The sequence below is a fragment of the Nocardioides endophyticus genome, from assembly GCF_039543845.1.
Classification (GTDB): domain Bacteria; phylum Actinomycetota; class Actinomycetes; order Propionibacteriales; family Nocardioidaceae; genus Nocardioides; species Nocardioides endophyticus.
In genome coordinates this window covers 222232-242128 of record NZ_BAABKN010000015.1, presented here as the reverse complement: position 1 = coordinate 242128, position 19897 = coordinate 222232, and the positions used below count along the sequence as shown (strand labels likewise).

The following is a 19897-nucleotide window of genomic DNA, read 5'->3' as shown; positions in this document are numbered from 1 at the left end:
CATGCTTCCTCCCACTCGGACCCGCGCCGCCGTCGTCGCGGTGGTGGCCCTGCTCGGCTCGCTGCTGCTCGCTGTCGCGCCCGTGGGAAGCGCCCAGGCCGCCTCGAACACCGAGGTCGTGACCGGAGTGCTGAAGTTCCCGCAGAAGGACCACCCGAAGGTGCAGCTGCTCTGGTTCGACAAGAGCTGGAACTACCTCGGCAAGAAGGCCGCCGGCGGCGGCTCGTACGCCCTCAACCTGGCGCCCGGCACCTATCACCTGCAGTTCGTCGACCAGCGGCCGTCGTACCAGATCGAGAAGTACGCGCCGACCGACGTCCAGGTGACCGTCCGCGCCGGGGACCCGACCATCCGCAACGTCAAGATGAAGCCTGGCGGCTACGTCACCGGCACGATCCGCACCGGCGACGGCAAGCCCGCCAAGAACGCCCGGGTCGTGGCGGCCAACCGCGCGGAGCAGTCCTTCGAGACGACCGCCAACGCCAAGGGCCAGTTCGCCGTCGGCGGCCTGCCGCAGGGCAAGTACTCGATGTTCACCTGGGACAAGAAGAGGCGCTGGGTCGGCAAGAGCGCCTACGCGGGCCTCATCAAGCCGCGCAAGGGCCAGGATGTGGCCATCCGGCTCAGCAAGCGTGCCGGCGCCCTGCGTGTGCTGCTCTACACGTCCAACGGCTCACTCGGCGGCAAGACCTCGGTCACCGTCACCAGCAAGGCCACCGGGCAGTGGTGGACCGCGACGGCCAAGGGCGGCACCGCGATATTCGAGGGTCTCTACCCCGGCAGGTACAAGCTCAAGTTCGACGGGGTGGGCGCGTGGCTGCCGCAGACCGGCACTGTGGTCTCCGGCAAGGTGAAGTCCAACCAGACGGACCTCGGCAAGTTCAAGGTCACCAAGCGCGGCGCCTCTGTCTCCGGCACTGTCGTGGACGCCAAGGACACAACGTTCCCCCTCGAGGGCGCCCAGGTGCTTCTCTTCAACGGGGCCGGCACCAAACTCGGCACGACGATCACCGACAGCGGCGGCCGGTTCTCCTTCACTGGACAGCTCACCACGCAGAGCGGCATGACGGTGGTCGCCCAAACCGGCCTGTACTCGCCGTACCTCGGCAAGGGCACGCACTACTGCAAATACGGCACCGCAACAACTGCGCCCTTCGCGATCACCACGAGCAGGGAATCCGCGATCGGGCTCGTCGCGCTGCCGCACCTGCCCGCCGACGAGCAGGACGACCCGGCGACCTGCGGGCCCTGAGTCAGCTGATCACCATGTCGCCGTCGCCCCAGAAGGCGCGCATTGTGGTGATCACACCGCTGTCGTCGAAGGTCATCGCGTCGATCGGCGACAGCGTGTAGGTCTTGTCCCCCGCGCGGGTGATGATCTCGAAGTGGAAGACCACCTCTCCGCCGGCGATGCGCGACGTGATCAGCCGGGTCTCCTTCTCCAGCCCCTCGAGGCCGGCGTAGAACTCCCGGATCGCCGCGTGCCCGGTGCGCACGTCGGACCCGACCGGGTCCTCGACGGTGGCGTCGGCGGCGTACAGGGCGACGATCTCGTCGGCGGTGCCTGAGCCGACCAGACGGATGTAGTCGTCGACGATCTGGCCGATGCGGTCCGCGCTCGCTGCCATCTGAACTCCTCGCGATCGAAACTAGAACACGTTCTTATGTCGTTCTTGTGCCGGCAACCGTAGCGCGTGATGGTGTCTGGCGTCTTGAATGGCGGCGTGGACCTCTTGCTCTCGTGGCCCTTGCCCGGAGCCCGGACGCTGGGCGCGCAGCTCGTGGCGTCGTACGCCCACCCGGACCGCCGCTACCACGACGGCCGCCACCTGTCCGAGGTGCTCGAGCGGGTCCACGAGCTGTCGGCTCACGGCGTGGAGTTCGACCGGATGGCCGTGCTACTGGCGGCGTGGTTCCACGACAGCGTGTACGACGCGCAGCCCGACGCGGAGAAGCGCTCGGCCGCCTGGGCGGCGGAGGCGCTGCCTACCCTGGTCGACCAGGCGGTCGTCGACGAGGTCGTGCGCTTGGTCCTGATGACCGAGCACCACCTGCCCGCCGACGACGACGCCAACGGGTGCGCCCTCTCCGACGCGGACCTGGCGATCCTGGCGGGATCGGCGGAGCGCTACGCCGAGTACGCCGCCTCGGTCCGCGAGGAGTACGCCGAGGTGCCCGACGACGCGTTCGCGGCGGGTCGGGCGACGATCCTGCGCGATCTGCTCGCGAAGCCGCACCTCTTCCACACGGCGTACGCCCGGAGCACCTGGGAGGACGCCGCCCGGGCCAACGTCGAGCGCGAGCTGGCGGGGTTGGGCTAGCCCCGACCCTTCCGCCGCCGCAGCCCCGCAGCGATCAGGCGGGCGACGAGCTCGCGCGAGGAGATGGGGACGGCCCCGGCGGCGACCACCTCGTCGTACCACTCGGACGGCACGTCGTAGTGGTCCCGGTCGAAGCCGCGGAGCGGGATGCCCACGCCGGCGGCGAAGACGTGCAGCTCGTCGTACGACGTGTCGCTGGCCAGGTGCGACCACAGGCGGCCGTGCCCGGCCGCGTTGGGCGGGTCGATCAGGATCATCGGGTCGAGGTCACCCCGCGGCGCGGACGGCCCGCTCGAGCGCGTCGTCGACGAGGAGTCGCCACGAGCGGACATGCCCGGCATCGACGTACGCCTTGTACGACGCGCCGGGTCGCGCCTGCCGTCCGAGGTGGAACTGGCGCACCCCCGACCGCGCGAACCACGGCACCTGCTCGGCGAGCAGCCCGCCGCCCGGCATCAGCATCGCGGCCACGGTCGGGTCCGCGGCCACCGACAGGAGCTCGTCGAACCCCGCCTCCAGCCCGCGCGGCGAACCCGCCGAGCACACCCCAGCCAACCCGGGCAGCTCGACCAGGCGGCGCCAGGAGCGGCACAGGTCGAGGGTGTCGTCGACGGCCCGGCCGAATGTCCACGGGACATGTGGGAGCTGCGCCGCGAGATAGGCGCAGACCTCGGTGTCGACCTCCAGGTCGGCGTCCAGGAAGCCGAAGGAGAACCCGGCGGCACCGGAGCCGACATAGTCCTGGCCCAACCCGACGAGACGGGCGATCTCACCACCAGTGGTGCTCCAGGTGTCGTTGAGCCGGAGCACGACGTGCACGGGCAGCTCGCTCGCGCGGCACACCGCGGAGACCAGCGCGGGCTCGGGCGACATCCCGTCCGCGGTGGAGAGGAGCAGTCGGTCGGCCCCGCCCTCCGCCGCGCCGGACACGTCCCGCGGGTCGAGGACGGACACCTCGAGGAGGCCGTCGCCCATGCGGCCACTGTAGGGCGAGGGGCACGCCGGGCGGGGGCGCCGCGCTCAGCGACTCGCGCCGGTTGTTGGGCGCCAGGAGCATGATGGAGAGATGGACAACACCCTGCTGTTCGACGCACGGGCCCGCGTCCTGGCCGACCTGGCGGCGCGCAACCACGCCACCCCGACGGCCGTCTCAGCGCTCGAGGACGCGGTCGAGCAACGCAAGTGGTGGGCCGAGCAGTGGCCCGAAGGCGCCCAGTACGTCGCCGGGCTGGTCGCCCAGGACGTGCAGGACGCCCTCTTCGAGCACGTCGGCCGATGGCCGGTCTGCAACGACTGCGGCGACCACACCCCACTGCACGTGCTCTACATCCAGCCGGACCTCGGCGGCCCGGACCCGGTGTGGGTCTGCGAGGAGAGCGGCGACATCGTCGCCCCCCTCGGTGGGCTCTAGTGTCGCCTAGGGCTCCGAGCCGACCTGCAGCCACATGGTGAAGCGGTCGGCCCGGTAGACCGTGCGCGACACCTCGACGACCTTCTCACCTGCGAGACCACGCCGCGAGTGCCGGAGCACCGGGGTGCCGGCCTCGATCTCGAGGCTCTCGGCCTCCTCGGCGTTGGCGACGTCGGCGTTGACCGAGTCCTCGGCCCAGGTGGGTCGCAGCCCGCGCGACTCCAGGGCGTCGTACAGGCTCATAGGCATCCCGCTCTGCAGGAAGCCCGGGATCAGCACCTCGTTGAGGTAGGCGTCCTCGATGCACATCGGCTGTCCGTCCGCCCGGCGCAGTCGGCGCCAGTGGATCACGGCGTCGCCCTCGCTCACGTTCAGTGCGCGGGCCACACCAGGCCCCGCCTGCTCGCGCCGGGCCAGCAGTGTCTGCGACTCCGCCAACAGACCACGCCGAGACATCTCCTCGGTGTAGCTCGTCAGGCGGCTCGCCGTACGCCGAGGGCGGGCCACGAACGTGCCTCGCCCGGGAATGCGCTCGAGCAGTCCTTCGACCACCAGCGCATCCATCGCTTGTCGTACCGTCATGCGGGCGACCCCGAAACGATGCACCAGCTCGCGTTCAGAAGGTGCAGGTGAACCGGGCGCCGCCCCCGTGACGAGAGTGCGCACGTACTCACGCACCTGGACGTGCTTGAGCGCACGTCCCTCGGTCACCAGCAACTCGTCCACGGCTGAACTGTAGGCAGTGAAAAGGGTTCTCGTCCTCGGATCGCGCATCATAGGTGCTCCGCGTGATTACGGGCTCACTCCGTCGCAATTGCCCGGAGCACGTCCAGACGTGCTGCGCGGCGGGCCGGGAAGACCGCGGCGAGCACCCCGATGACGACCGAGAGCACCAGGAAGACCGCCAGCTGTCCCACCGGGACGCTGATCACCTCGAGCCCCTGGTCGCGCACGGCGTACATCAGGGCGATCCCGAACCCGAGGCCCAGCACCACCCCGAGCACGGCTCCGAGGACGGCGATCACGACCGACTCGAGCGTGATCATCAGCCGCAGCTGACCGCGGCTGAGCCCGATGGCACGGAGCAGGCCGACCTCGCGAGTCCGCTCGATCACCGACAGCGCCAGGGTGTTGACGATGCCGAGGACAGCGATGACGAGCGCCAGACCGAGCAGCGCGAAGATCATCAGCACGAACTGGTCGATCGGCTCCCGCTGCTCCTGGGCGAACTCGGCCTGGTCCTTGACGGTCACGACGGGCAGGTCGGCCACCACCGCGTCGAGCCGGTCCTGGATGCCCGGAGAGTCGTCGGTGAAGAGGATCAGGACGTTGTCGCTGTCGGGGAAGCCACCGTCGGCGAAGTCGTCGAGAGTGGTCAGCACCGGAGCCGCGACGACCGGATTGTCCTCGAAGATCCCGGACACGGCGAACGTGCGCTTCCCGGCGGGCAGCTCCAGCTCGAGGTCGTCGCCGACCCCGAGGTCCTCGTCGTCGGCCCACGTCCGCTGCAGCATCACGGAGCCCGCGGCGAGGGCGTCGCCGTCACTCACGTCGAGCTCGAGCGCGTCGACGTCCGCAGGATCGACGGCCGCGACGAACTGGTTGCCCCGCCCCCGCTCGGCCGAGGCGAACCGCTCGCGCACGACGCGGTCGACGCCGTCGACCTGCTGCATCTGATCGCCGATCACCGGCGAGAAGCCCTGACCGATCACGTTGCTGACGACGAAGTCGCCGACGAAGTTCTCGGAGACCGACTTGTCGACGCTGGCCTTCGCGGAGTCGCCGACGATCGCCATCGTGCAGGCGAGCGCCAGGCCGATCATCAGTGCGGACGCGGTGGCCGCCGTACGACGGGGGTTGCGCAGCGAGTTCTGCCCGGCCAGGTTGCCGACGCTGCCGAAGGCCCGGGCGAACGACGCCCGCGCGAGCTCCAGGAACGGTCTGCTGATCACCGGGCTCATGGCCGCGACACCGAGCAGGATCGCGAGGATCCCGCCTCCGGTCTGCCAGCCGCCGTGTGGCAGGTCGGAGAAGAGCCCGAGGGCCAGCACGACAAGCCCGGCGACGGTGAGCGCGAGCCCCCAGGCGATCCGCCGGCGCAGCGACGACTCGGGCAGCGCGATGTCGTCGCGCATCGCCTGGACCGGCGCGATCCGCCCGGTCCGCCGGGCCGGGAGCCAGGCGGCGGCCATGGTGACCAGGATGCCGACCGAGTACGACGCGATGAAGGTGCGCGGCGCGAAGATCAGCGGCTGGCCGGAGAGGTCGAGCCCGAAGTTGGCGAAGAGCGCGCGGATGCCCATCGCCAGCAGGACACCGAGGCCGAGGCCGATGGTCGCGCCGAGGACGCCGAGCACGAACGCCTCGAGCTGCACCGACCACATCACCTGGCGCTTGGACGCCCCGAGGGCGCGCAGCAACGCGAGCTCGCGGCTGCGCTGGGCGACCAGGATCGAGAAGGTGTTGACGATCAGGAACGCACCGACGACCAGCGAGATGCCCGCGAAGATCAGCAGGAAGGTGGTCAGGAACGAGATGGCCTCCATCAGGTCCGAGGCCGACTCGTCGGCAGCATCGTCACCGGTGACGGCCTCGACTCCGTCGGGCAGCACCGGCTCGACGTCGTCGCGCAGCTGCTCCTGGGAGACCCCGTCGTCGGCGGTGACCCAGATGTCGGTGTAGGCATCCTCGCCGCCGAGGAAGAGGTCCTGGGCGGTCTCGGTGTCGAAGGCGGCGTACGTCGCGCCGTTGAGCGAACCACCGCTCGGGAAGCCCGCGATGCCCACCAGGGTCGGCTGGATCCGGGCCGGCGCGGCCGGCTCCCCGCCGGCAGGCTGGGCGATCGCGGTCGAGGGGATGATGTCGACCTTGTCGCCGACGGCGTAGCCAGCGCGCTCAGCCGTGCGCTCGTCGAAGACCACCTCATCGGGACCGTGCGGCTCGTGGCCCTCGATGATCGTGAGTCCCTGGAGGCCGTGGCCCGCCGGCGCGTCCGACCAGTTGCCGCCGATCGCCGGAGGACCGAACCCGCTGACGACCTTGCCGTCGTCGCTGACGACGAAGACGCCGAACGCGTTGACGTTGCCGTCGACCCGGGCCGCGCCGGGGACCTCGCGCAGCTGCTCGACCAGGCTCGCGGGGAGCGTCACGGTCGAGGGCGCACCGTCGGCCGTCGTACCGCCCTCCGGGCGCACCACCACGTCGCCGACGGTCGAGGCGAAGAGCGCGGTGAAGCTGCGACTGAGGGTGTCGGAGAAGATCAACGAGCCCGCGACGAACGCGACGCCGAGCACGATGGCGAACGTGCTCATCAGCAGGCGCACCTTGCGCCCGAGCAGGCTCTTGAGGGCGGCCTTGATCATGCCGTCTGCTCGGCCATCCGGTTCATCACGTCCAGGACCTGCTCGCGGGTGGGGTCGCGCAGCTCGTCGACGACGCGACCGTCGGCGAGGAAGACGACCCGGTCCGTGTACGCCGCCGCCACGGGGTCGTGGGTGACCATCACGACGGTCTGGCCGTGGTCGTCGACGCTGCGGCGCAGCAGCTCGAGCACCTCCGCGCCGGAGCGCGAGTCGAGGTTGCCGGTCGGCTCGTCGGCAAAGACGATCCGCGGCCGGCTGGCGAGGGCTCGGGCGACCGCGACGCGCTGCTGCTGGCCGCCCGAGAGCTCGTTGGGCTTGTGCTTGAGGCGGTCTCCGAGCCCCACAGTCGCGATGACGTTGTCGTACCACTCTCGGTCGGGCCTGCGGCCGGCGATGGACATCGGGAGGGTGATGTTCTCCTCGGCGGTCAGCGTCGGCACCAGGTTGAACGACTGGAAGACGAAGCCGATCTCGTCGCGGCGCAGCCGGGTCAGGCCCTTGTCCTTGAGCTTGGTCAGGTCCTGCTCGCCGATGAACACCGAGCCGGTGTCGGCGGTGTCGAGCGCTGCACAGCAGTGCATCAGGGTGGACTTGCCGGACCCGCTCGGGCCCATCACCGCGCTGAACTCACCGGCGGCGATGTCGAGGGTGACGTCGTCGAGCGCGGTGACCAGCGCCTGCCCGAGGCCGTACGTCTTGGTCAGGTTGCGGACGCGCGCCGCTGGCGGCGAGGTGTGGCCCGCCGGGGGCGGGAAGGAGGAGCCCTCGGTCATGGGGCAACCCTCCCGCGTCCGTGGGTCCAGCGCTACCGGAATCGCCCTGATCTCACCCGGAGGGCGCGCGCAGGGCACCGTCGATGAAGTCGTGGAGCTCGGACCTGGTGAGGTTCGCGGCGTGCGGGTCGTCGGCCGCGGCGAGGATGACGTGCTCGTGGACGATGACTTCGTAGAGGTGGGCGAGCGCCCGGGGGTCACCGACCCGGATCTCGCCCGCCGCCTGACCGGTCCGGACGACGTCTGCGACCAGGCTCGTGGCCTGGTCGACCAGGCCCGAGACGTCGCCGGGCGCACCCAGTGCTGGACCAGCCGACAGCCCGCCCCGTAGCTGGTGGACGATCCGGCTGAACTCGGGATGCGTCCTCGAATGTTCGACGAGAAGTCCTCGACGCGAGCCGTCGGTAGAACGGGTACGGGTCATCGATCACCTGTGGGTCGAGCATCGCGGTGGCCGGGATGGACAGGCTCGGACTCGTGGCGGCGACCATCGCCTCACAATGGTGACCAGGTGTTCAGCGGACCAGACGAACCCTTCGAACCTCAGCTCGTCTCTACTCGGTGGTCTTGACCGTGGTGGTCTTGGTCTTGGCGTTGAAGTTGGTCGACTTCAGGTAGGACACCGAGATCTTCCAGGCGCCCTTCTTCAGCTTGGGCAGCTTGATGATGGCCTTCCCGTTCTTCACGGTCACGGTCACCTTCTTCGCCGACCTGCCCTTCTTGACCGTGACCATGGCCTTCCCGGTCACCGTCGCACCGGTCGAGGACTCGAGCACGACGCTGGCTTTGCCGGCCTTCTTGCTCGTCGGCTTATCGGTCACCGTCAACGACGTGAACGACACCGACGCCCGCTTGACCGTGAGCTTCTTGCGCGCGGACACACCCGCATACCTGGCGTCACCGGCATACGAAGCACGCAGGATGTAGCCCCTGGCAACCAGCGTCTTCGGCAATTCGAACGTCGCCTTGCCTGCGGCCAGCATGGCCGTCTTCGCGGGACCCACCCCGGCCAGCGTGACCTGCCCGGTCCGGTCCGGCACGTTCACCACGACCGTCGCAGCCTTGCCGAACGTCGTGGCCGAAGGCGCGGTGATGGTGAGGGTCGAGGCGTTCTCGACCGCCGTCAGCGTCGCCGTCGACGACGTCACCGAGCCTGCGCTGTTGGTCAGTCGGACCCGGTAGGAGCCGGCATCCTCGGCCACCACGTCGGTCAGCTTCAACGTCGCGTCGGTCTCGTCGGGGAGGTCGATCCACAACGACCCGATCCGCTTCTGCCACCGGTAGGACAGGTCATCGCCGGATGCGGTCACCGACAATGTGACATCCGACCCGACCAACGCCGACTTCGATCCCGGCTGGCCCGTGATCTGCGGTGCCCGCACCGACGGGCCATCGACCGTCTCGGCGTCGGTGAAGTCCACCACGAACGGCGTCGGCGGCTTCTTACTGTCGGCCGCACCGCCCGAGGAGTACCAGTACGACGACAAGCCGGTGGCGACGTGGAAGTCCACAAACCCCTGCGGCCACGAACCCCAGCCGTCACCCGTGCGCTTCTGCGGCGTCTGACCATCCGGGACAGTCAGCTCCACCCCGGCATAGTCCGGGTCGACGATGACCTTCCCGGCCGGGTCGATCTCCACATCGGAGAAGGTCGCGATCGTGACGTCCTGCACCAGGTCCAGCGGAGTCTTGACCTCGGGGTCCTCCATCGACGATGCATACCCGGACAGGTCAGCCTTCAAGGTGCCGCGACCGTCCTTGTCGACCTCGAGCTCAGGATCGGTGACCGTGAACGGCACCATCCCGCCGTAGAAGTTCACCGACCACGAACCCTCCCACTCAACTGTCGCGGAACCATCAGCCTCGACCTTCGCTTCGCCATCGGACAGCCGCACCAACTGCGACCCACCGTTGGACACATGCGCCGCACGGGTCGCGTACGTCGCCGCCGACTCCGCGCCAATCGAGGACAGCTGCTGGACCTTCACATTGCCATCGGCCGCCTTGTAGGACGCCTCATCGCCATTCGACTTCCCAGCCGAGAAGTAGTTCGACCCACCGGCAGGCGGCGCCGACTGCAACTCCTCCGACCCCGTCCAATCCAACGACACGCCCTCCAGGTCCAGACCGTCCTCCGGGATCGTCATCTTCGGACTCACCGTCAGCTTGCCGCTCTTGGTGAAGATCGTGTCGACGACGTTCGACAGCTGGGCGCGGAACAAGGTGCCGTCCTGCTCAAGGTTGGTGCCCCGCACCGTGAGCCTGCCACCATCGACTCGGTAGTTGACGTCGGTCGCCTTGATGTCCTCCCAGAAGCCACCGACGCGACGCTGCCAGGTGATATTCGGGTAGGGATTGCCGCCCGGCATCACCTCGAACAGAGCATCGGCCCCCTCCCCGACGGCGGTCGAGGAGACGTTGACCGAGATCACCGGCGCGGTGTTGACCGTCAGGATCGCCGCGTCCGAGACCATGGCGCCGAACTGGTTGGTGACCTTGGCACGGTACTGACGTCCCTGGTCGTCCTTTGTGACGGTCACGGTCAGCTTCTTGCTCGTCTCGCCGTCCATGTCGGCGAACTTCCCCGAAGCGCCGGCGCGGGTCTGCCACTGAATGCTGTCGATCAGGCTGCCGTCGACCTCGAAGCTTGCGGTGTCCGTCTCCTGACCGATCGCGAGCGTGCCTGTCGTGCTCTTTGGCTGGCTCGTGACGGCGGGCGTGACGCCGATCTGGCGGTAGCGGTGCAGGCCGTAGGTCGCGGAGCCCGCTCCACCGCGGTAGGAGGCGGCGTACACGACGCCCCCGTCGGCCGATGCCGCGATCGGCGTGATCGAGTCGATGCCGAGGTCCTTGACGGGGATGATCCCGACCGAGTCGCCCTTCACTGCGGTCAGGCGCTGCATCCCGTAGTCGACGAGATAGGTCGTGCCTGTGTCGGAGTCCAGCGTGCCGCGCAGCACTTGGTTGCCGCCCGTGATCTTGGGGGCACCGACCAGGCGGTAGGCCCCGTCGGACCTCTTCACGGTGTAGACCTGTCCCTGGTAGTTCGACAGCACGAATCCGCCGCCCGCGGGCGCCTCGGCCTCGGTGGGATATCCGTAGAACGCCTGCGCGGCGGTCGGGTTGAGGTAGTCGTCCGGGAGCGCGGTGCGCTGCAGGGGGCTGTGGGTCACATCGACGGCGAACGGCTGGGAGCCCGCCGTGGCGAAGATGGCCGTCCAGCTGCTGTCGACGGCGAAGCCGACCCGGCCGTTCGGCAGGCCCGTCATCGCGAACTTCTCGACGTACCAGGTGCCGTCGCCATTGCTGATCCAGTAGTAGATGCCCTCTCCGTTGAAGCCCCACGTCAGAGCGGAGTTCGGGTCGTAGCTGAACTGGTACATCGGCGTCTCGCTGATCACCGTGACGTCGTAGGCATTCGTCGCGGTATTCCAGGTGAAGGCCTTGAGCTTGCCGCCGGAGTTGGCGACGACCGCGCCGGAGTACTCGTCGAGGATCGGTGTCGGGTAGGAGCTCTGGCCCGGGGTCACGGCGGCGCCGAGCGGCTCCATCGTGTCCGCGGCATACGCCCGGAGATCTGTGCTCGTGGCAACGTGCACGATGTTGCGGTCGGAGTCGGGCATGATCGCCGTGGCGTTCTGGATGGGCGCCGCCGTGCCGATCTCCTCGTACACGAGGGTCGCGGGGGCGTCCCAGCTCTCCTTGGTGACGACCGGCTTACCGCCGGGTCCGGTGTAGGTCATGGAAACCGGGTCGATGGCGATCCCGCTGCCGTAGAAGCCGGCGAAAGCCTTGGCTGCCTCCGGTGCGAGATAGGACGTCAGCGGCGTCCACGTCGTCGTGCCGCCGGTGACGGTCGGCGCTCCGCTGTCGAGGTCGATGTCGGCCAGCGGCACCAAGCCGTAGTCGACCATCGCACCGGTGTCGAGGTTCTTGCTCTGCAGCTTGCCGAACAGCGCTTGAGTCTCGCCATCAATGACGAGCTTGAGCCCGCTGATCGTCAGATCGAGCGCACCCTCGTGGGCCTCGAAGTGGGCACTGCCGCCGAGATCGAGCTCAAGGGTCTTGGTCGAGTCGTCGTAGGCGCCGGACTCAACGGGCCACACGAAGGCACCGTCGACCGCGCGCGTGACGCCGCCAGAGACTGTGGTGCCGGCCTCGCCTATGTAGGTGCGCCAAGACTGCTTGAGACCCCAGGTCACGGTGCCTTCGGTGATGGCGATCTCCTCGGCCGAAGCCGGGGACGCCGTGACAAAGCCCAGCGTGCCGAGCAGCAGGGTGAGGACGCACAGCCGACTCCACCAACGCTGCAGGTACGCGGGCTTGCTGGCGCCTTCGGGCACCGTAGGTGTCTCGGACATGCCGCCATCCTCTATCTAGGTGATTAGGCAAGCCTATCCTAATTGACGAGCGGCCTGCGATTCGCTCCAGGTCAGGACGAACGGTTCGACGCCGTTCGCGAAGGCCATCCCAGTGGAGACCGACGAGGTCGGTGGGCCGCGACCTCAGCTACATAGAACATTTGTTCGATTCGAAGTAGTCTCGCTCCATGGACTTCCAGGGTTCGCTGTTCGGGGCGCCCAGCTTCGGGACTGCCAGCGTCGACGCCCCGACCTTCGACCGCGTCGTACGCCGGGAGCTGACGCGTGGCGCCTGGGTCGACATCTGTCCGGCGTGGCTGCCCGAGGCGGATGACGTCTTCGCCGCCATGGTGCAGGACGTGCCGTGGCGCGCGGAGCGACGCCAGATGTACGACCGCGAGGTCGCCGTACCCCGTCTGCTGCACACGTACGGCGTCGGCGAGCCGCTCCCCCATCCGGCCCTGGCGCGGGCGCGTGGGGCGCTGTCGGCGCACTACCGCCCCGAGCTCGGCGAGCCGTTCGTCACCGCGGGCTGCTGCTACTACCGCGATGGTCGCGACAGCGTGGCCTGGCACGGCGACACCATCGGCCGCGGCAAGACCCAGGACACGATGGTCGCGATCGTCTCTCTCGGCGATCCGCGCCGGCTCGCGCTGCGACCGCGGATCGGCGGGCCGTCGATCTCGATCGAGATGGGGCACGGGGACCTGCTGGTGATGGGCGGCTCGTGCCAGCGCACGTGGGAGCATGCCGTCCCCAAGGTGGCGCACGCCGGGCCGCGGGTGTCCGTCCAGTTCCGGCCACTCAACGTGTTCTGAGGTCGGCGTGGTTTCGAGGCTCGTCGCTGGCGCTCCTCGCACCTCAACCACCGGGGCTCGCGCTTGCCGACGTCGTTGATGGGTACAGCGCGGCCATGAACAGCGTCACCGCCGAGCCGGAGGAGATGGACTTCGGCCCGCTCCGCATCGCGTACGACGGCCGCGTCCTCGAGCCGCGCCCCTGGACCGTCGCCCAGTCAGCGTGGGCGGGCGAGATCCTGCCGACCGCGCCGCCGGGGAGCGTGCTCGAGCTGTGCTCGGGCGCCGGGCAGATCGGTCTGCTCGCCGTGGCCGACAGCGATCGCCAGCTGGTGTGCGTCGACCTCAGCCCGGTGGCGTGCGACTACGCCCGGCACAACGCGGATGCCGCGGGGATGTCGGACCGGGTGCAGGTCCGCGAGGGAGCGATCGACGAGATGCTGCGCGACAGCGAACGGTTCGCGATGGTCATCGCCGACCCGCCGTGGGTCCGTCGCGCCGAGACCGGGCGCTACCCCGAGGACCCGCTCCTGGCGATCGACGGTGGCGACGACGGCATGGACGTCGCCTGGACCTGTCTCGACACCGCACGCCTCCATCTCACCCCAGGAGGCACGCTGCTCCTCCAACTCGGCACCCACGAGCAGTTCGACGCGGCGCGCGAGCGGCTGCGCGGCGACGAGCTGAGCGTCACCGAGGTGCGCTGGCACGATCGCGGGGTGCTCGTGCGGGTCGATCGGCGCTAGAGAGCACCATCTACGTTGGCCGCAGCTCCTTCGGCAGCACCTTGTGGGTGCCGTCGCACCACGGCAGCGACCCCGACTTCAGGCAGCGGCAGACCGCCGAGACCGGCCGGGTCGTGCCGTGCGGGATGCCACCGGGGTCCTCGACCGTGTGGTCGCCGCGGATGAGCAGCGGGCCTCCGGGACAGCGGATCGCGTCGGGATGGTCGAAGACGTCGCTCATGCCACCGCCTCCTGGGACTCCCAGCGCGCGAGCACCGAGCGGGCGACGCGGTCCTCGAGGTCGAGGGCGGTGAACGCACCGAACCACAGGTCGCCTTCCAGTTGCGGCTCGTCGGCCAGGAGGCCGCCACAGATCACGTGGACCGCGACCTGCTCGTGCACGGCATCGGCCTCGACGTGCTCTGCGTAGTAGTCGACGTACTCCCGAGGGAAGCCGAGCCGCTCGAGACCCTGCACCATCCGCGACGACGGCAACGAGCTCGTGGCCTCGAAGGCCGCGAGGTGGCCGAGCGCAGCGCCGCGCAGCCGGCGGTTCAGGCCGAAGAGCGACTGGGCGTTGTTCTGCTCCAGGACCTCCAGCGGCACCTCGTCGATGTACGCGCCGTACGACGCGTCGAGCCCACTCGCCTCCATGCCACGCGCGTAGAGGTGGTGGTGGAGGCGGTTGGGGTCGCCGGCGCCGTACTCGTCGTACAGCAGCTCCATCAGGCCGGCCTTGGCGCGTACGCCGAGCCGCGGCACGACCCACGCGGTCGGGTCGGTCTCCATGAGGTGGTAGATCGAGCGCATCCGGGTCAGCTCCAGCACCTGCTCCCGGGTCGCGTCGCGGTGCACGTGCGCAGCGATCGAGGCGCCGTCGTGCTCGGCGACCCAGTCGAAGAAGTCGGCGACGAAGCCCAGCCCTGTTGGCGCCGTGAACCGGGAGCGCAGCCGCTGCTCGAGGTCGCGCTCGAGCAGGCCGCGCAGCCGGAGCAGCTGCGCGTCCCACTCCAGGTCGTCGGGCACGCCGGTGAAGTCGCGGTAGTGCAGCTGGTGCAGCACCCACAGCGCGAGCGCGGAGTCGCCCGGGTCGGCGTCGGGCAGGGCGGTCAGCACCGCGAAGAAGTCGTCTCCCGACCGGAGCGCGCCGAAGAGCGTCTCGGTCAGGGGGCCCCGTGGGGTCGGCAGATCCATGTCCGTGGAGTACCCGTTCGCGCGAGACACAGACTCACCCTCTTGGAGGAGGTAGTACGAATGAGGCATGACCAACATCGCCAACAGCTCAGGGACCTTCGACATAGGCGGCGACCTGCCCGTCGTCCGACTTGGCTACGGCACCATGCAGCTCCCCGGCGAGGGCGTGTGGGGACCGGCCAAGGATCACGACACCGCGATGACGGTGCTGCGGCGGAGCGTCGAGCTCGGCATCACGTTCTTCGACACCGCCGACTCGTACGGCCCGGAGACGGCCGAGCAGCTGCTCAAGGACGCCCTGCACCCGTACGCCGACGACGTGGTCATCGCGACCAAGGCGGGCCTGACCCGGCAGGGGCCGCACATCTGGACGCCGGTCGGCTACCCGCCGTACCTCCGCCAGCAGTGCGAGCTGAGCCTGCGCCGGCTCGGCGTGGAGACCATCGACCTCTTCCAGCTGCACCGGATCGACGCGGCGTACCCGCTGGAGGACCAGGTCGGGGAGTTCAAGGCGCTGCAGGACGAGGGCAAGGTCCGCCACATCGGGCTGTCCGAGGTGAGCGTCGAGCAGATCAAGGCCGCGCGCGAGGTCGCGGAGATCACCACCGTCCAGAACCTCTACAACCTCGCCAACCGCAGCTCCGAGGACGTCCTGGACTACTGCGAGGCCGAGGGCATCGGCTTCATCCCGTGGTTCCCGCTCGCGACCGGCGAGCTGTCCAAGGAGGACGGTCCGCTCGCGGAGGCGGCCAAGCGCCACGACGCGACGCCGTCGCAGCTCGCACTGGCGTGGCTGCTGCGGCGGTCGCCGGTGATGCTCCCGATCCCGGGCACGTCGAGCGTCGCGCACCTCGAGTCCAACACGGCCGCTGCCGGCATCGAGCTGACGGACGAGGAGTTCTCGGCACTGTCCGACCTGGGCTGACAGGTCCCGGCTGGTCGGTCTGCCCGAGGTATCTGGCCACTCGCGGCGGCCACCTCTCAGTGACGGAGCAATCCGTGCTCCGCGCTGGAGGTGACCGCCATGAGGACATCGACGGTCGCGGTGGGGCTGCTCACCGCGGCGCTGCTGGTCGGAGGCTGCGGCTCGGACCCGGAGCCGGGCGACGAACCCGTGTCGCAGGCGGGCGCGGACGGCGAAGTCGACGCACCGAACCCCGGCGGCGACCAGCCGAGCGCGCCCCTGCCCGGCCTCCCCATCGGCGGGCTGGTCCCCGACACCGCCCTGACCACCACCAGTCCCAGCGGCTGCGGCACGGTGGCCTGGGTCGGCCCGGGTGAGCAGATCCCCGAGGGCATCGAGGTCGCCATCACGAAGTTCCACCTGCCGGACCATGTGAGTGTCGACGCCAGCGCCTGTGCCGGCGCCGGGCCGGCCTGCCTCGGGGGTGTCACCTTCCGGACGGGGCAGACGTCCTGCAACCTCGGCGTGCGGTGGACCGGCGAGACACCAGCCACCCTGGAGATCGGTGCGGACGGGACGGCGTACTGCGACGACCAGGCCGCCTGCGACCGGTTCAAGGAGGAGCTCGTCACCCAGACGGCCGTCCTGGTGATCGAGGGGAGCGAGTCGGAATCTCTCGAGACCCCCTCCACGACGGACCCACCGTCTGACGGGACCGAGTAGATGTCCGACGAGGGTGCGGAGCCGAGCCGCTCGTGGGAGCGCTGGCTGACGCTCGCGACGACCTTCATCGCGCCGGTGACGTTCGTGACCGCTCTGCTCTTCTACTTCGGCTACGTCTCGTCTCGGGCCCAGTACTCCTACTTCGGTGTCGACGTGGACACCCTGGGCATGGGCACGCGTGAGTTCGTGATGCGCAGCCCCCAGGGGATCCTGGTGCCCGCACTGCTGGTGATCCTGCTCGCCGCCGCGACGGCCGGCGGGATGGCCGTGTTCCGCTCTGGCCGAGTCGGACGGAGGGCGACCCTCGCCACCGCCGCGACGGGTGGCCTCCTCCTGGTGGTCGGGCTGGTCCTGGTGTTCGCGTACTCGGTCATCGGCGGCTGGGCGGGCTACGCGCTTCTGACGCCTCTGGTGCTCGCGACCGGTGCCGGCTTGGCCTCGCTCGCCGGGCGGCCGCTCGGGCTGCCGCTCGCCGTGGTCGCTCTCCTCGTGGTGTTCATCGTGGTCTCGACGTTCTGGGCGACAGCGACGCTTGCCCAGTGGACCGGACGCGGTATCGCACGGCACACCGCGCAGAACCTCGGCGACCTCCCGGCCGTCGTGCTCGACACCCCCGAGCGGCTCTACCTGCGCGACGGCGTCACGACGGAGAAGACCCTCGCGCCGACCGAGGGCGCCGAGCCGGAGAAGGGCCAGACCTTCCGCTACCGCTACTACGGCTTGCGCCTGCTGGTCCAGGCCGGCGACCGGATGTTCCTGGTCCCGGACCGGTGGACCCCCAGCAACTCCACGCTCGTCTTCGACCTCGACGACGTCCGGGTGAAATTCCGGTTCGTCGACCAGCCGCCGTGAGCGGCCGTCGCTACTCGAAGCTGACCGTCGGCGCGACGTCCTGGCCGTCGGGGGCATCGTAGAAGTCCCGCTTGTGCACGTTGGCGATGCCGGTGAGGAACATCCACGGGATGGTCTGGGTCAGCTTGTTGAGCGTCGCCACGGCGTCGTTGTAGTACTGGCGGGCGAACGAGATCTGGTTCTCGGTCTCGGCGAGTTGCTTCTGGAGCTCGAGGAAGTTCGTGTTCGCCTTGAGGTCGGGGTAGGCCTCGGCGACCGCGTTGACCTTGACCAGGGCCTGGCTGAGCTCGGCGTCGGCGGCAGCCTTGGCCGGGACGTCGTCGCCCTTCGCGGCGGTCGCGACGGCGGCGCGCGCCCGGGTGACCTCCTCGAAGACGCCCTTCTCGTGGGCGGCGTAGCCCTTGACCGTCTCGACCAGGTTGGGGATCAGGTCGGCGCGCCGGGTGAGCTGGACGTCGATGCCGCCGAGCGCCTCCTGGGCGCCGATGTCCGTGGTGCGCAGCTTGTTGAAGCCGAAGACGACGAAGCCCACGATGGCGACGAGCACCACGACGACGATGATGGCGATGAGCATGTGAACTCCTCAGTTCATGGGGTGCAGGTCGTTGGGGTGCTGATCGTTGGGGTGCTGGGAAGGTATCGGGGTCACCAGGAGCCGCCGCCACCGCCACCGCCGCCGCCACCACCGCTGAACCCGCCGCCCCCTCCCGAGGACGAGGAGGACTGCGTGGCGTCGTACGCCGAGATGGCGGAGCTGACGGTGCTGTTGAAGTCGGAGACCATCGACGAGACGGCGGACCCGGCGTAGGCGCCGGCGTACGCGTGCCCGAAGTACGACGGGACCGGCGGTTCGCTGGCCATCTCCGTGCGGTACTTCTCGGCCCACTCGTCGGCGCAGCCGAAGGCGACGGCCCACGGGATGTAGGCCGTGTAGAGCTCCTGTCGGCCGGAGAAGTCGAAGCGGTCCTGCGCCGACGACGTCGACAGGATCCGCTTGAAGCCGCCGGCGCGCGACCACAGGTCGCGGCCGGCCTTGGTGCGGCGGGTGCCAGCGCCGGCGCCGGCGATGCCGAAACCGAAGACGGCGAACAGACCGGGGATGAGACCGATGGCGGTCATCTGGAACGGGTTGACGAAGACGGTGCCGAGCACGAGGACCGCACAGGCACCGATGACGACCCACCCAAGACGCCCAAGCCCGCTCCGGGTCATCAGGCCGTTGGAGGACGCCCACGACGCCGTGCTCGACTCGAAGGTGGACATCTCGGTCTTCAGTCTCTTCCCGGCCTCCACATCGGTGGGGGAAGCGACGAACGACGTGCCGGGGCCGCCGAGGAGATGCGCGACGCCGGAGGTGACCGGGTCCAGGCCCGCCCAACCGGCCGCGCCCTGCTTGTCGGTGATCGTCCAGGCGCTGTCGCCCCGGTCGAGGTCGATCGCGCCCTTCTCGGCGGCGTACATCAGCGTGGCGACGTACTGCTCGTCGTCGACCTGCTCGCTGACCAGGTACGCCGCCTGGGCCGGTCCGATCCCGTCCGGTGGCGCGTACATGAGCGGGAAGCCCGGCTCCGTCTCCCGGGTGCTGCGCGCCAGCAGGTAGCCCGCGACGGCGGCGACGACCGACAGCAGCAGCACCAGCGCGAGGACGGCGACGTTCGAGCCGAGCACGGGGTCGTACGCCGCCGGCCACGGCAGCACGCCGCCGGCCGCCGGGGTCTCCATGTCGAGACCCGTCTTCACCGTGACCGCGGTGCGCGGTGCCAGGTCGCTGGCAGTGACGTGCAGGGTGTCGGTGCCCTCGCCCTCGACCGTGCAGCCCTGCTCGTCGGCACCGACCGCACACTGCACATCCTCGGCAAGGGTGGGCAGGTGCACGGTCAGGTCGGCCGCCACGATCTCCTGAGCCCAGCCTGGGGGGATCAGGTTCCAGTAGAAGTCTGTGGGGGCGTCGCCGCTGCCGGGCAGCAGCACCCCGTCCACGCGGTAGCTGATCTCGTAGACGTGCTCGCCCGTCGGGACCGTGGAGTCCGGGTCGCCGATCTTGGCGACGCGGTACTGCCCGCCTGCCTGCCACAACATCTCGACGGGGACGTCGCCACCGTCCATTGTGACCTCGACGTCGTGAGGCGTACGCCGGGAGTCGGGGGCGTTGTCGTCCTCGAGGTTCCAGAACCGGAAGATGCCGTGCCTGCCCGAGATCGGGAAGTCCACCGTCAGGGTCTCGGTCGCCGCGAGGTCACCGTCGTCATCGACCCGGAAGTCGCCGACGTACGAGGTGATCGTGGTGTCCTCGGTCTTCGCGACACCCTCGTCGTCGCCGAGCTCGCCGTAGATGGCGGCCGGCCAAGCGACCAGCAGCACGACGGCGAGCACGCCCAGGACCCAGCCGACGAGACGCTTCATGAGCCGGAGCCTAGGGGGTCGCCGGGGTCGGCGAATAAGGATTCGCCGAGTGTCCGTACCGCTTGGCACAC

Annotated in this window: 20 protein-coding genes; 8 read left to right on the top strand and 12 right to left on the bottom strand. The window is 69.5% G+C overall.

The annotated features are described in order from the left end of the window. The first annotated feature begins 1 nt into the window (after nt 1). Nucleotides 2-1252, top strand: a complete 1251-nt coding sequence (locus tag ABEA33_RS13670; RefSeq protein WP_345527342.1) for an MSCRAMM family protein — start codon at nt 2-4, stop codon at nt 1250-1252. 1 nt (nt 1253) lies between these two features. On the opposite strand, the gene ABEA33_RS13665 is transcribed toward ABEA33_RS13670, so the two are convergent. Further along, entirely contained in the window at nt 1254-1628 is a 375-nt protein-coding gene (locus ABEA33_RS13665; protein ID WP_345527341.1) for a nuclear transport factor 2 family protein, read from the bottom strand. A 96-nt stretch (nt 1629-1724) separates the two neighbouring features. Between ABEA33_RS13665 and ABEA33_RS13660 the strand changes: the two genes are divergently transcribed. Further along, nucleotides 1725-2321: an HD domain-containing protein gene (locus ABEA33_RS13660; protein ID WP_345527340.1), complete on the top strand. Its 597-nt coding sequence runs from the start codon at nt 1725-1727 to the stop codon at nt 2319-2321. On the opposite strand, the gene ABEA33_RS13655 is transcribed toward ABEA33_RS13660, so the two are convergent. Then, nucleotides 2318-2578 carry a DUF4031 domain-containing protein gene (locus ABEA33_RS13655; RefSeq protein WP_345527339.1) on the bottom strand — a complete coding sequence of 87 codons (261 nt, stop codon included), beginning with the start codon at nt 2576-2578 and terminating at the stop codon, nt 2318-2320. The genes ABEA33_RS13660 and ABEA33_RS13655 overlap by 4 nt on opposite strands. A 10-nt stretch (nt 2579-2588) precedes the next feature. Next, nucleotides 2589-3296, bottom strand: coding sequence for a copper homeostasis protein CutC (locus tag ABEA33_RS13650; RefSeq protein ID WP_345527338.1), 708 nt, complete (start codon nt 3294-3296; stop codon nt 2589-2591). A 91-nt stretch (nt 3297-3387) separates the two neighbouring features. On the opposite strand from ABEA33_RS13650, the gene ABEA33_RS13645 reads away from it, so the two are divergent. Further along, nucleotides 3388-3732 carry a hypothetical protein gene (locus tag ABEA33_RS13645; protein ID WP_345527337.1) on the top strand — a complete coding sequence of 115 codons (345 nt, stop codon included), beginning with the start codon at nt 3388-3390 and terminating at the stop codon, nt 3730-3732. Nucleotides 3733-3738: 6 nt separating this feature from the next. Here ABEA33_RS13645 and ABEA33_RS13640 read toward each other — a convergent pair whose 3' ends face one another. From ABEA33_RS13640 to ABEA33_RS13620, 5 genes are all read right to left on the bottom strand, one after another. Then, nucleotides 3739-4458 (bottom strand): GntR family transcriptional regulator, encoded by a 720-nt coding sequence (locus ABEA33_RS13640; protein ID WP_345527336.1) that lies wholly within the window; start codon nt 4456-4458, stop codon nt 3739-3741. A gap of 74 nt (nt 4459-4532) precedes the next feature. Further along, on the bottom strand, nt 4533-7094 hold the full coding sequence (locus ABEA33_RS13635; RefSeq protein WP_345527335.1) for an ABC transporter permease: 2562 nt from the start codon (nt 7092-7094) through the stop codon (nt 4533-4535). Then, nucleotides 7091-7867 carry an ABC transporter ATP-binding protein gene (locus ABEA33_RS13630; RefSeq protein ID WP_345527334.1) on the bottom strand — a complete coding sequence of 259 codons (777 nt, stop codon included), beginning with the start codon at nt 7865-7867 and terminating at the stop codon, nt 7091-7093. The genes ABEA33_RS13635 and ABEA33_RS13630 overlap by 4 nt, the downstream gene beginning before the upstream one ends. 52 nt (nt 7868-7919) lie before the next feature. After that, nucleotides 7920-8291, bottom strand: coding sequence for a hypothetical protein (locus tag ABEA33_RS13625; RefSeq protein ID WP_345527333.1), 372 nt, complete (start codon nt 8289-8291; stop codon nt 7920-7922). Between the two features lie 130 nt (nt 8292-8421). Continuing rightward, a complete protein-coding gene (locus ABEA33_RS13620; RefSeq protein ID WP_345527332.1) occupies nt 8422-12228 on the bottom strand; it encodes an HtaA domain-containing protein in 3807 nt (1268 codons plus the stop codon). Between the two features lie 188 nt (nt 12229-12416). Here ABEA33_RS13620 and ABEA33_RS13615 point away from each other — a divergent pair, with 188 nt between their 5' ends. Continuing rightward, on the top strand, nt 12417-13046 hold the full coding sequence (locus ABEA33_RS13615; RefSeq protein ID WP_345527331.1) for an alpha-ketoglutarate-dependent dioxygenase AlkB: 630 nt from the start codon (nt 12417-12419) through the stop codon (nt 13044-13046). A gap of 95 nt (nt 13047-13141) precedes the next feature. After that, on the top strand, nt 13142-13771 hold the full coding sequence (locus tag ABEA33_RS13610) for a methyltransferase (protein ID WP_345527330.1): 630 nt from the start codon (nt 13142-13144) through the stop codon (nt 13769-13771). 10 nt (nt 13772-13781) lie between these two features. On the opposite strand, the gene ABEA33_RS13605 is transcribed toward ABEA33_RS13610, so the two are convergent. Together ABEA33_RS13605 and ABEA33_RS13600 are read right to left on the bottom strand one after the other, a co-directional pair. Next, complete coding sequence (locus tag ABEA33_RS13605) at nt 13782-13991, bottom strand: CDGSH iron-sulfur domain-containing protein (RefSeq protein WP_345527329.1); 210 nt, start codon at nt 13989-13991, stop codon at nt 13782-13784. Next, nucleotides 13988-14944 (bottom strand): iron-containing redox enzyme family protein, encoded by a 957-nt coding sequence (locus ABEA33_RS13600; protein WP_345527328.1) that lies wholly within the window; start codon nt 14942-14944, stop codon nt 13988-13990. Before ABEA33_RS13600 ends, ABEA33_RS13605 begins: the two co-directional genes overlap by 4 nt. A 67-nt stretch (nt 14945-15011) precedes the next feature. On the opposite strand from ABEA33_RS13600, the gene ABEA33_RS13595 reads away from it, so the two are divergent. From ABEA33_RS13595 to ABEA33_RS13585, 3 genes are all read left to right on the top strand, one after another. After that, nucleotides 15012-15869, top strand: a complete 858-nt coding sequence (locus ABEA33_RS13595) for an aldo/keto reductase (RefSeq protein ID WP_345527327.1) — start codon at nt 15012-15014, stop codon at nt 15867-15869. A gap of 99 nt (nt 15870-15968) precedes the next feature. Beyond that, nucleotides 15969-16571 (top strand): hypothetical protein, encoded by a 603-nt coding sequence (locus ABEA33_RS13590; protein ID WP_345527326.1) that lies wholly within the window; start codon nt 15969-15971, stop codon nt 16569-16571. Continuing rightward, a complete protein-coding gene (locus ABEA33_RS13585; protein WP_345527325.1) occupies nt 16572-17423 on the top strand; it encodes a hypothetical protein in 852 nt (283 codons plus the stop codon). Between the two features lie 10 nt (nt 17424-17433). Here ABEA33_RS13585 and ABEA33_RS13580 read toward each other — a convergent pair whose 3' ends face one another. Together ABEA33_RS13580 and ABEA33_RS13575 are read right to left on the bottom strand one after the other, a co-directional pair. Further along, a complete protein-coding gene (locus ABEA33_RS13580) occupies nt 17434-17997 on the bottom strand; it encodes a LemA family protein (protein ID WP_345527324.1) in 564 nt (187 codons plus the stop codon). Between the two features lie 71 nt (nt 17998-18068). Continuing rightward, nucleotides 18069-19826 (bottom strand): DUF2207 domain-containing protein, encoded by a 1758-nt coding sequence (locus ABEA33_RS13575; RefSeq protein WP_345527323.1) that lies wholly within the window; start codon nt 19824-19826, stop codon nt 18069-18071. Nucleotides 19827-19897: the final 71 nt, after the last annotated feature.

Bases quoted from the DNA above. Each gene is read 5' to 3' on its own strand.
- ABEA33_RS13670 (WP_345527342.1), top strand. From the start codon at position 2: ATGCTTCCTCCCACTCGGACCCGCGCCGCCGTCGTCGCGGTGGTGGCC.
- ABEA33_RS13665 (WP_345527341.1), bottom strand. From the start codon at position 1,628: ATGGCAGCGAGCGCGGACCGCATCGGCCAGATCGTCGACGACTACATC.
- ABEA33_RS13655 (WP_345527339.1), bottom strand. From the start codon at position 2,578: ATGATCCTGATCGACCCGCCCAACGCGGCCGGGCACGGCCGCCTGTGG.
- ABEA33_RS13650 (WP_345527338.1), bottom strand. From the start codon at position 3,296: ATGGGCGACGGCCTCCTCGAGGTGTCCGTCCTCGACCCGCGGGACGTG.
- ABEA33_RS13645 (WP_345527337.1), top strand. From the start codon at position 3,388: ATGGACAACACCCTGCTGTTCGACGCACGGGCCCGCGTCCTGGCCGAC.
- ABEA33_RS13635 (WP_345527335.1), bottom strand. From the start codon at position 7,094: ATGATCAAGGCCGCCCTCAAGAGCCTGCTCGGGCGCAAGGTGCGCCTG.
- ABEA33_RS13630 (WP_345527334.1), bottom strand. From the start codon at position 7,867: ATGACCGAGGGCTCCTCCTTCCCGCCCCCGGCGGGCCACACCTCGCCG.
- ABEA33_RS13625 (WP_345527333.1), bottom strand. From the start codon at position 8,291: ATGACCCGTACCCGTTCTACCGACGGCTCGCGTCGAGGACTTCTCGTC.
- ABEA33_RS13620 (WP_345527332.1), bottom strand. From the start codon at position 12,228: ATGTCCGAGACACCTACGGTGCCCGAAGGCGCCAGCAAGCCCGCGTAC.
- ABEA33_RS13615 (WP_345527331.1), top strand. From the start codon at position 12,417: ATGGACTTCCAGGGTTCGCTGTTCGGGGCGCCCAGCTTCGGGACTGCC.
- ABEA33_RS13610 (WP_345527330.1), top strand. From the start codon at position 13,142: ATGAACAGCGTCACCGCCGAGCCGGAGGAGATGGACTTCGGCCCGCTC.
- ABEA33_RS13605 (WP_345527329.1), bottom strand. From the start codon at position 13,991: ATGAGCGACGTCTTCGACCATCCCGACGCGATCCGCTGTCCCGGAGGC.
- ABEA33_RS13600 (WP_345527328.1), bottom strand. From the start codon at position 14,944: ATGGATCTGCCGACCCCACGGGGCCCCCTGACCGAGACGCTCTTCGGC.
- ABEA33_RS13595 (WP_345527327.1), top strand. From the start codon at position 15,012: ATGACCAACATCGCCAACAGCTCAGGGACCTTCGACATAGGCGGCGAC.
- ABEA33_RS13590 (WP_345527326.1), top strand. From the start codon at position 15,969: ATGAGGACATCGACGGTCGCGGTGGGGCTGCTCACCGCGGCGCTGCTG.
- ABEA33_RS13585 (WP_345527325.1), top strand. From the start codon at position 16,572: ATGTCCGACGAGGGTGCGGAGCCGAGCCGCTCGTGGGAGCGCTGGCTG.
- ABEA33_RS13580 (WP_345527324.1), bottom strand. From the start codon at position 17,997: ATGCTCATCGCCATCATCGTCGTCGTGGTGCTCGTCGCCATCGTGGGC.
- ABEA33_RS13575 (WP_345527323.1), bottom strand. From the start codon at position 19,826: ATGAAGCGTCTCGTCGGCTGGGTCCTGGGCGTGCTCGCCGTCGTGCTG.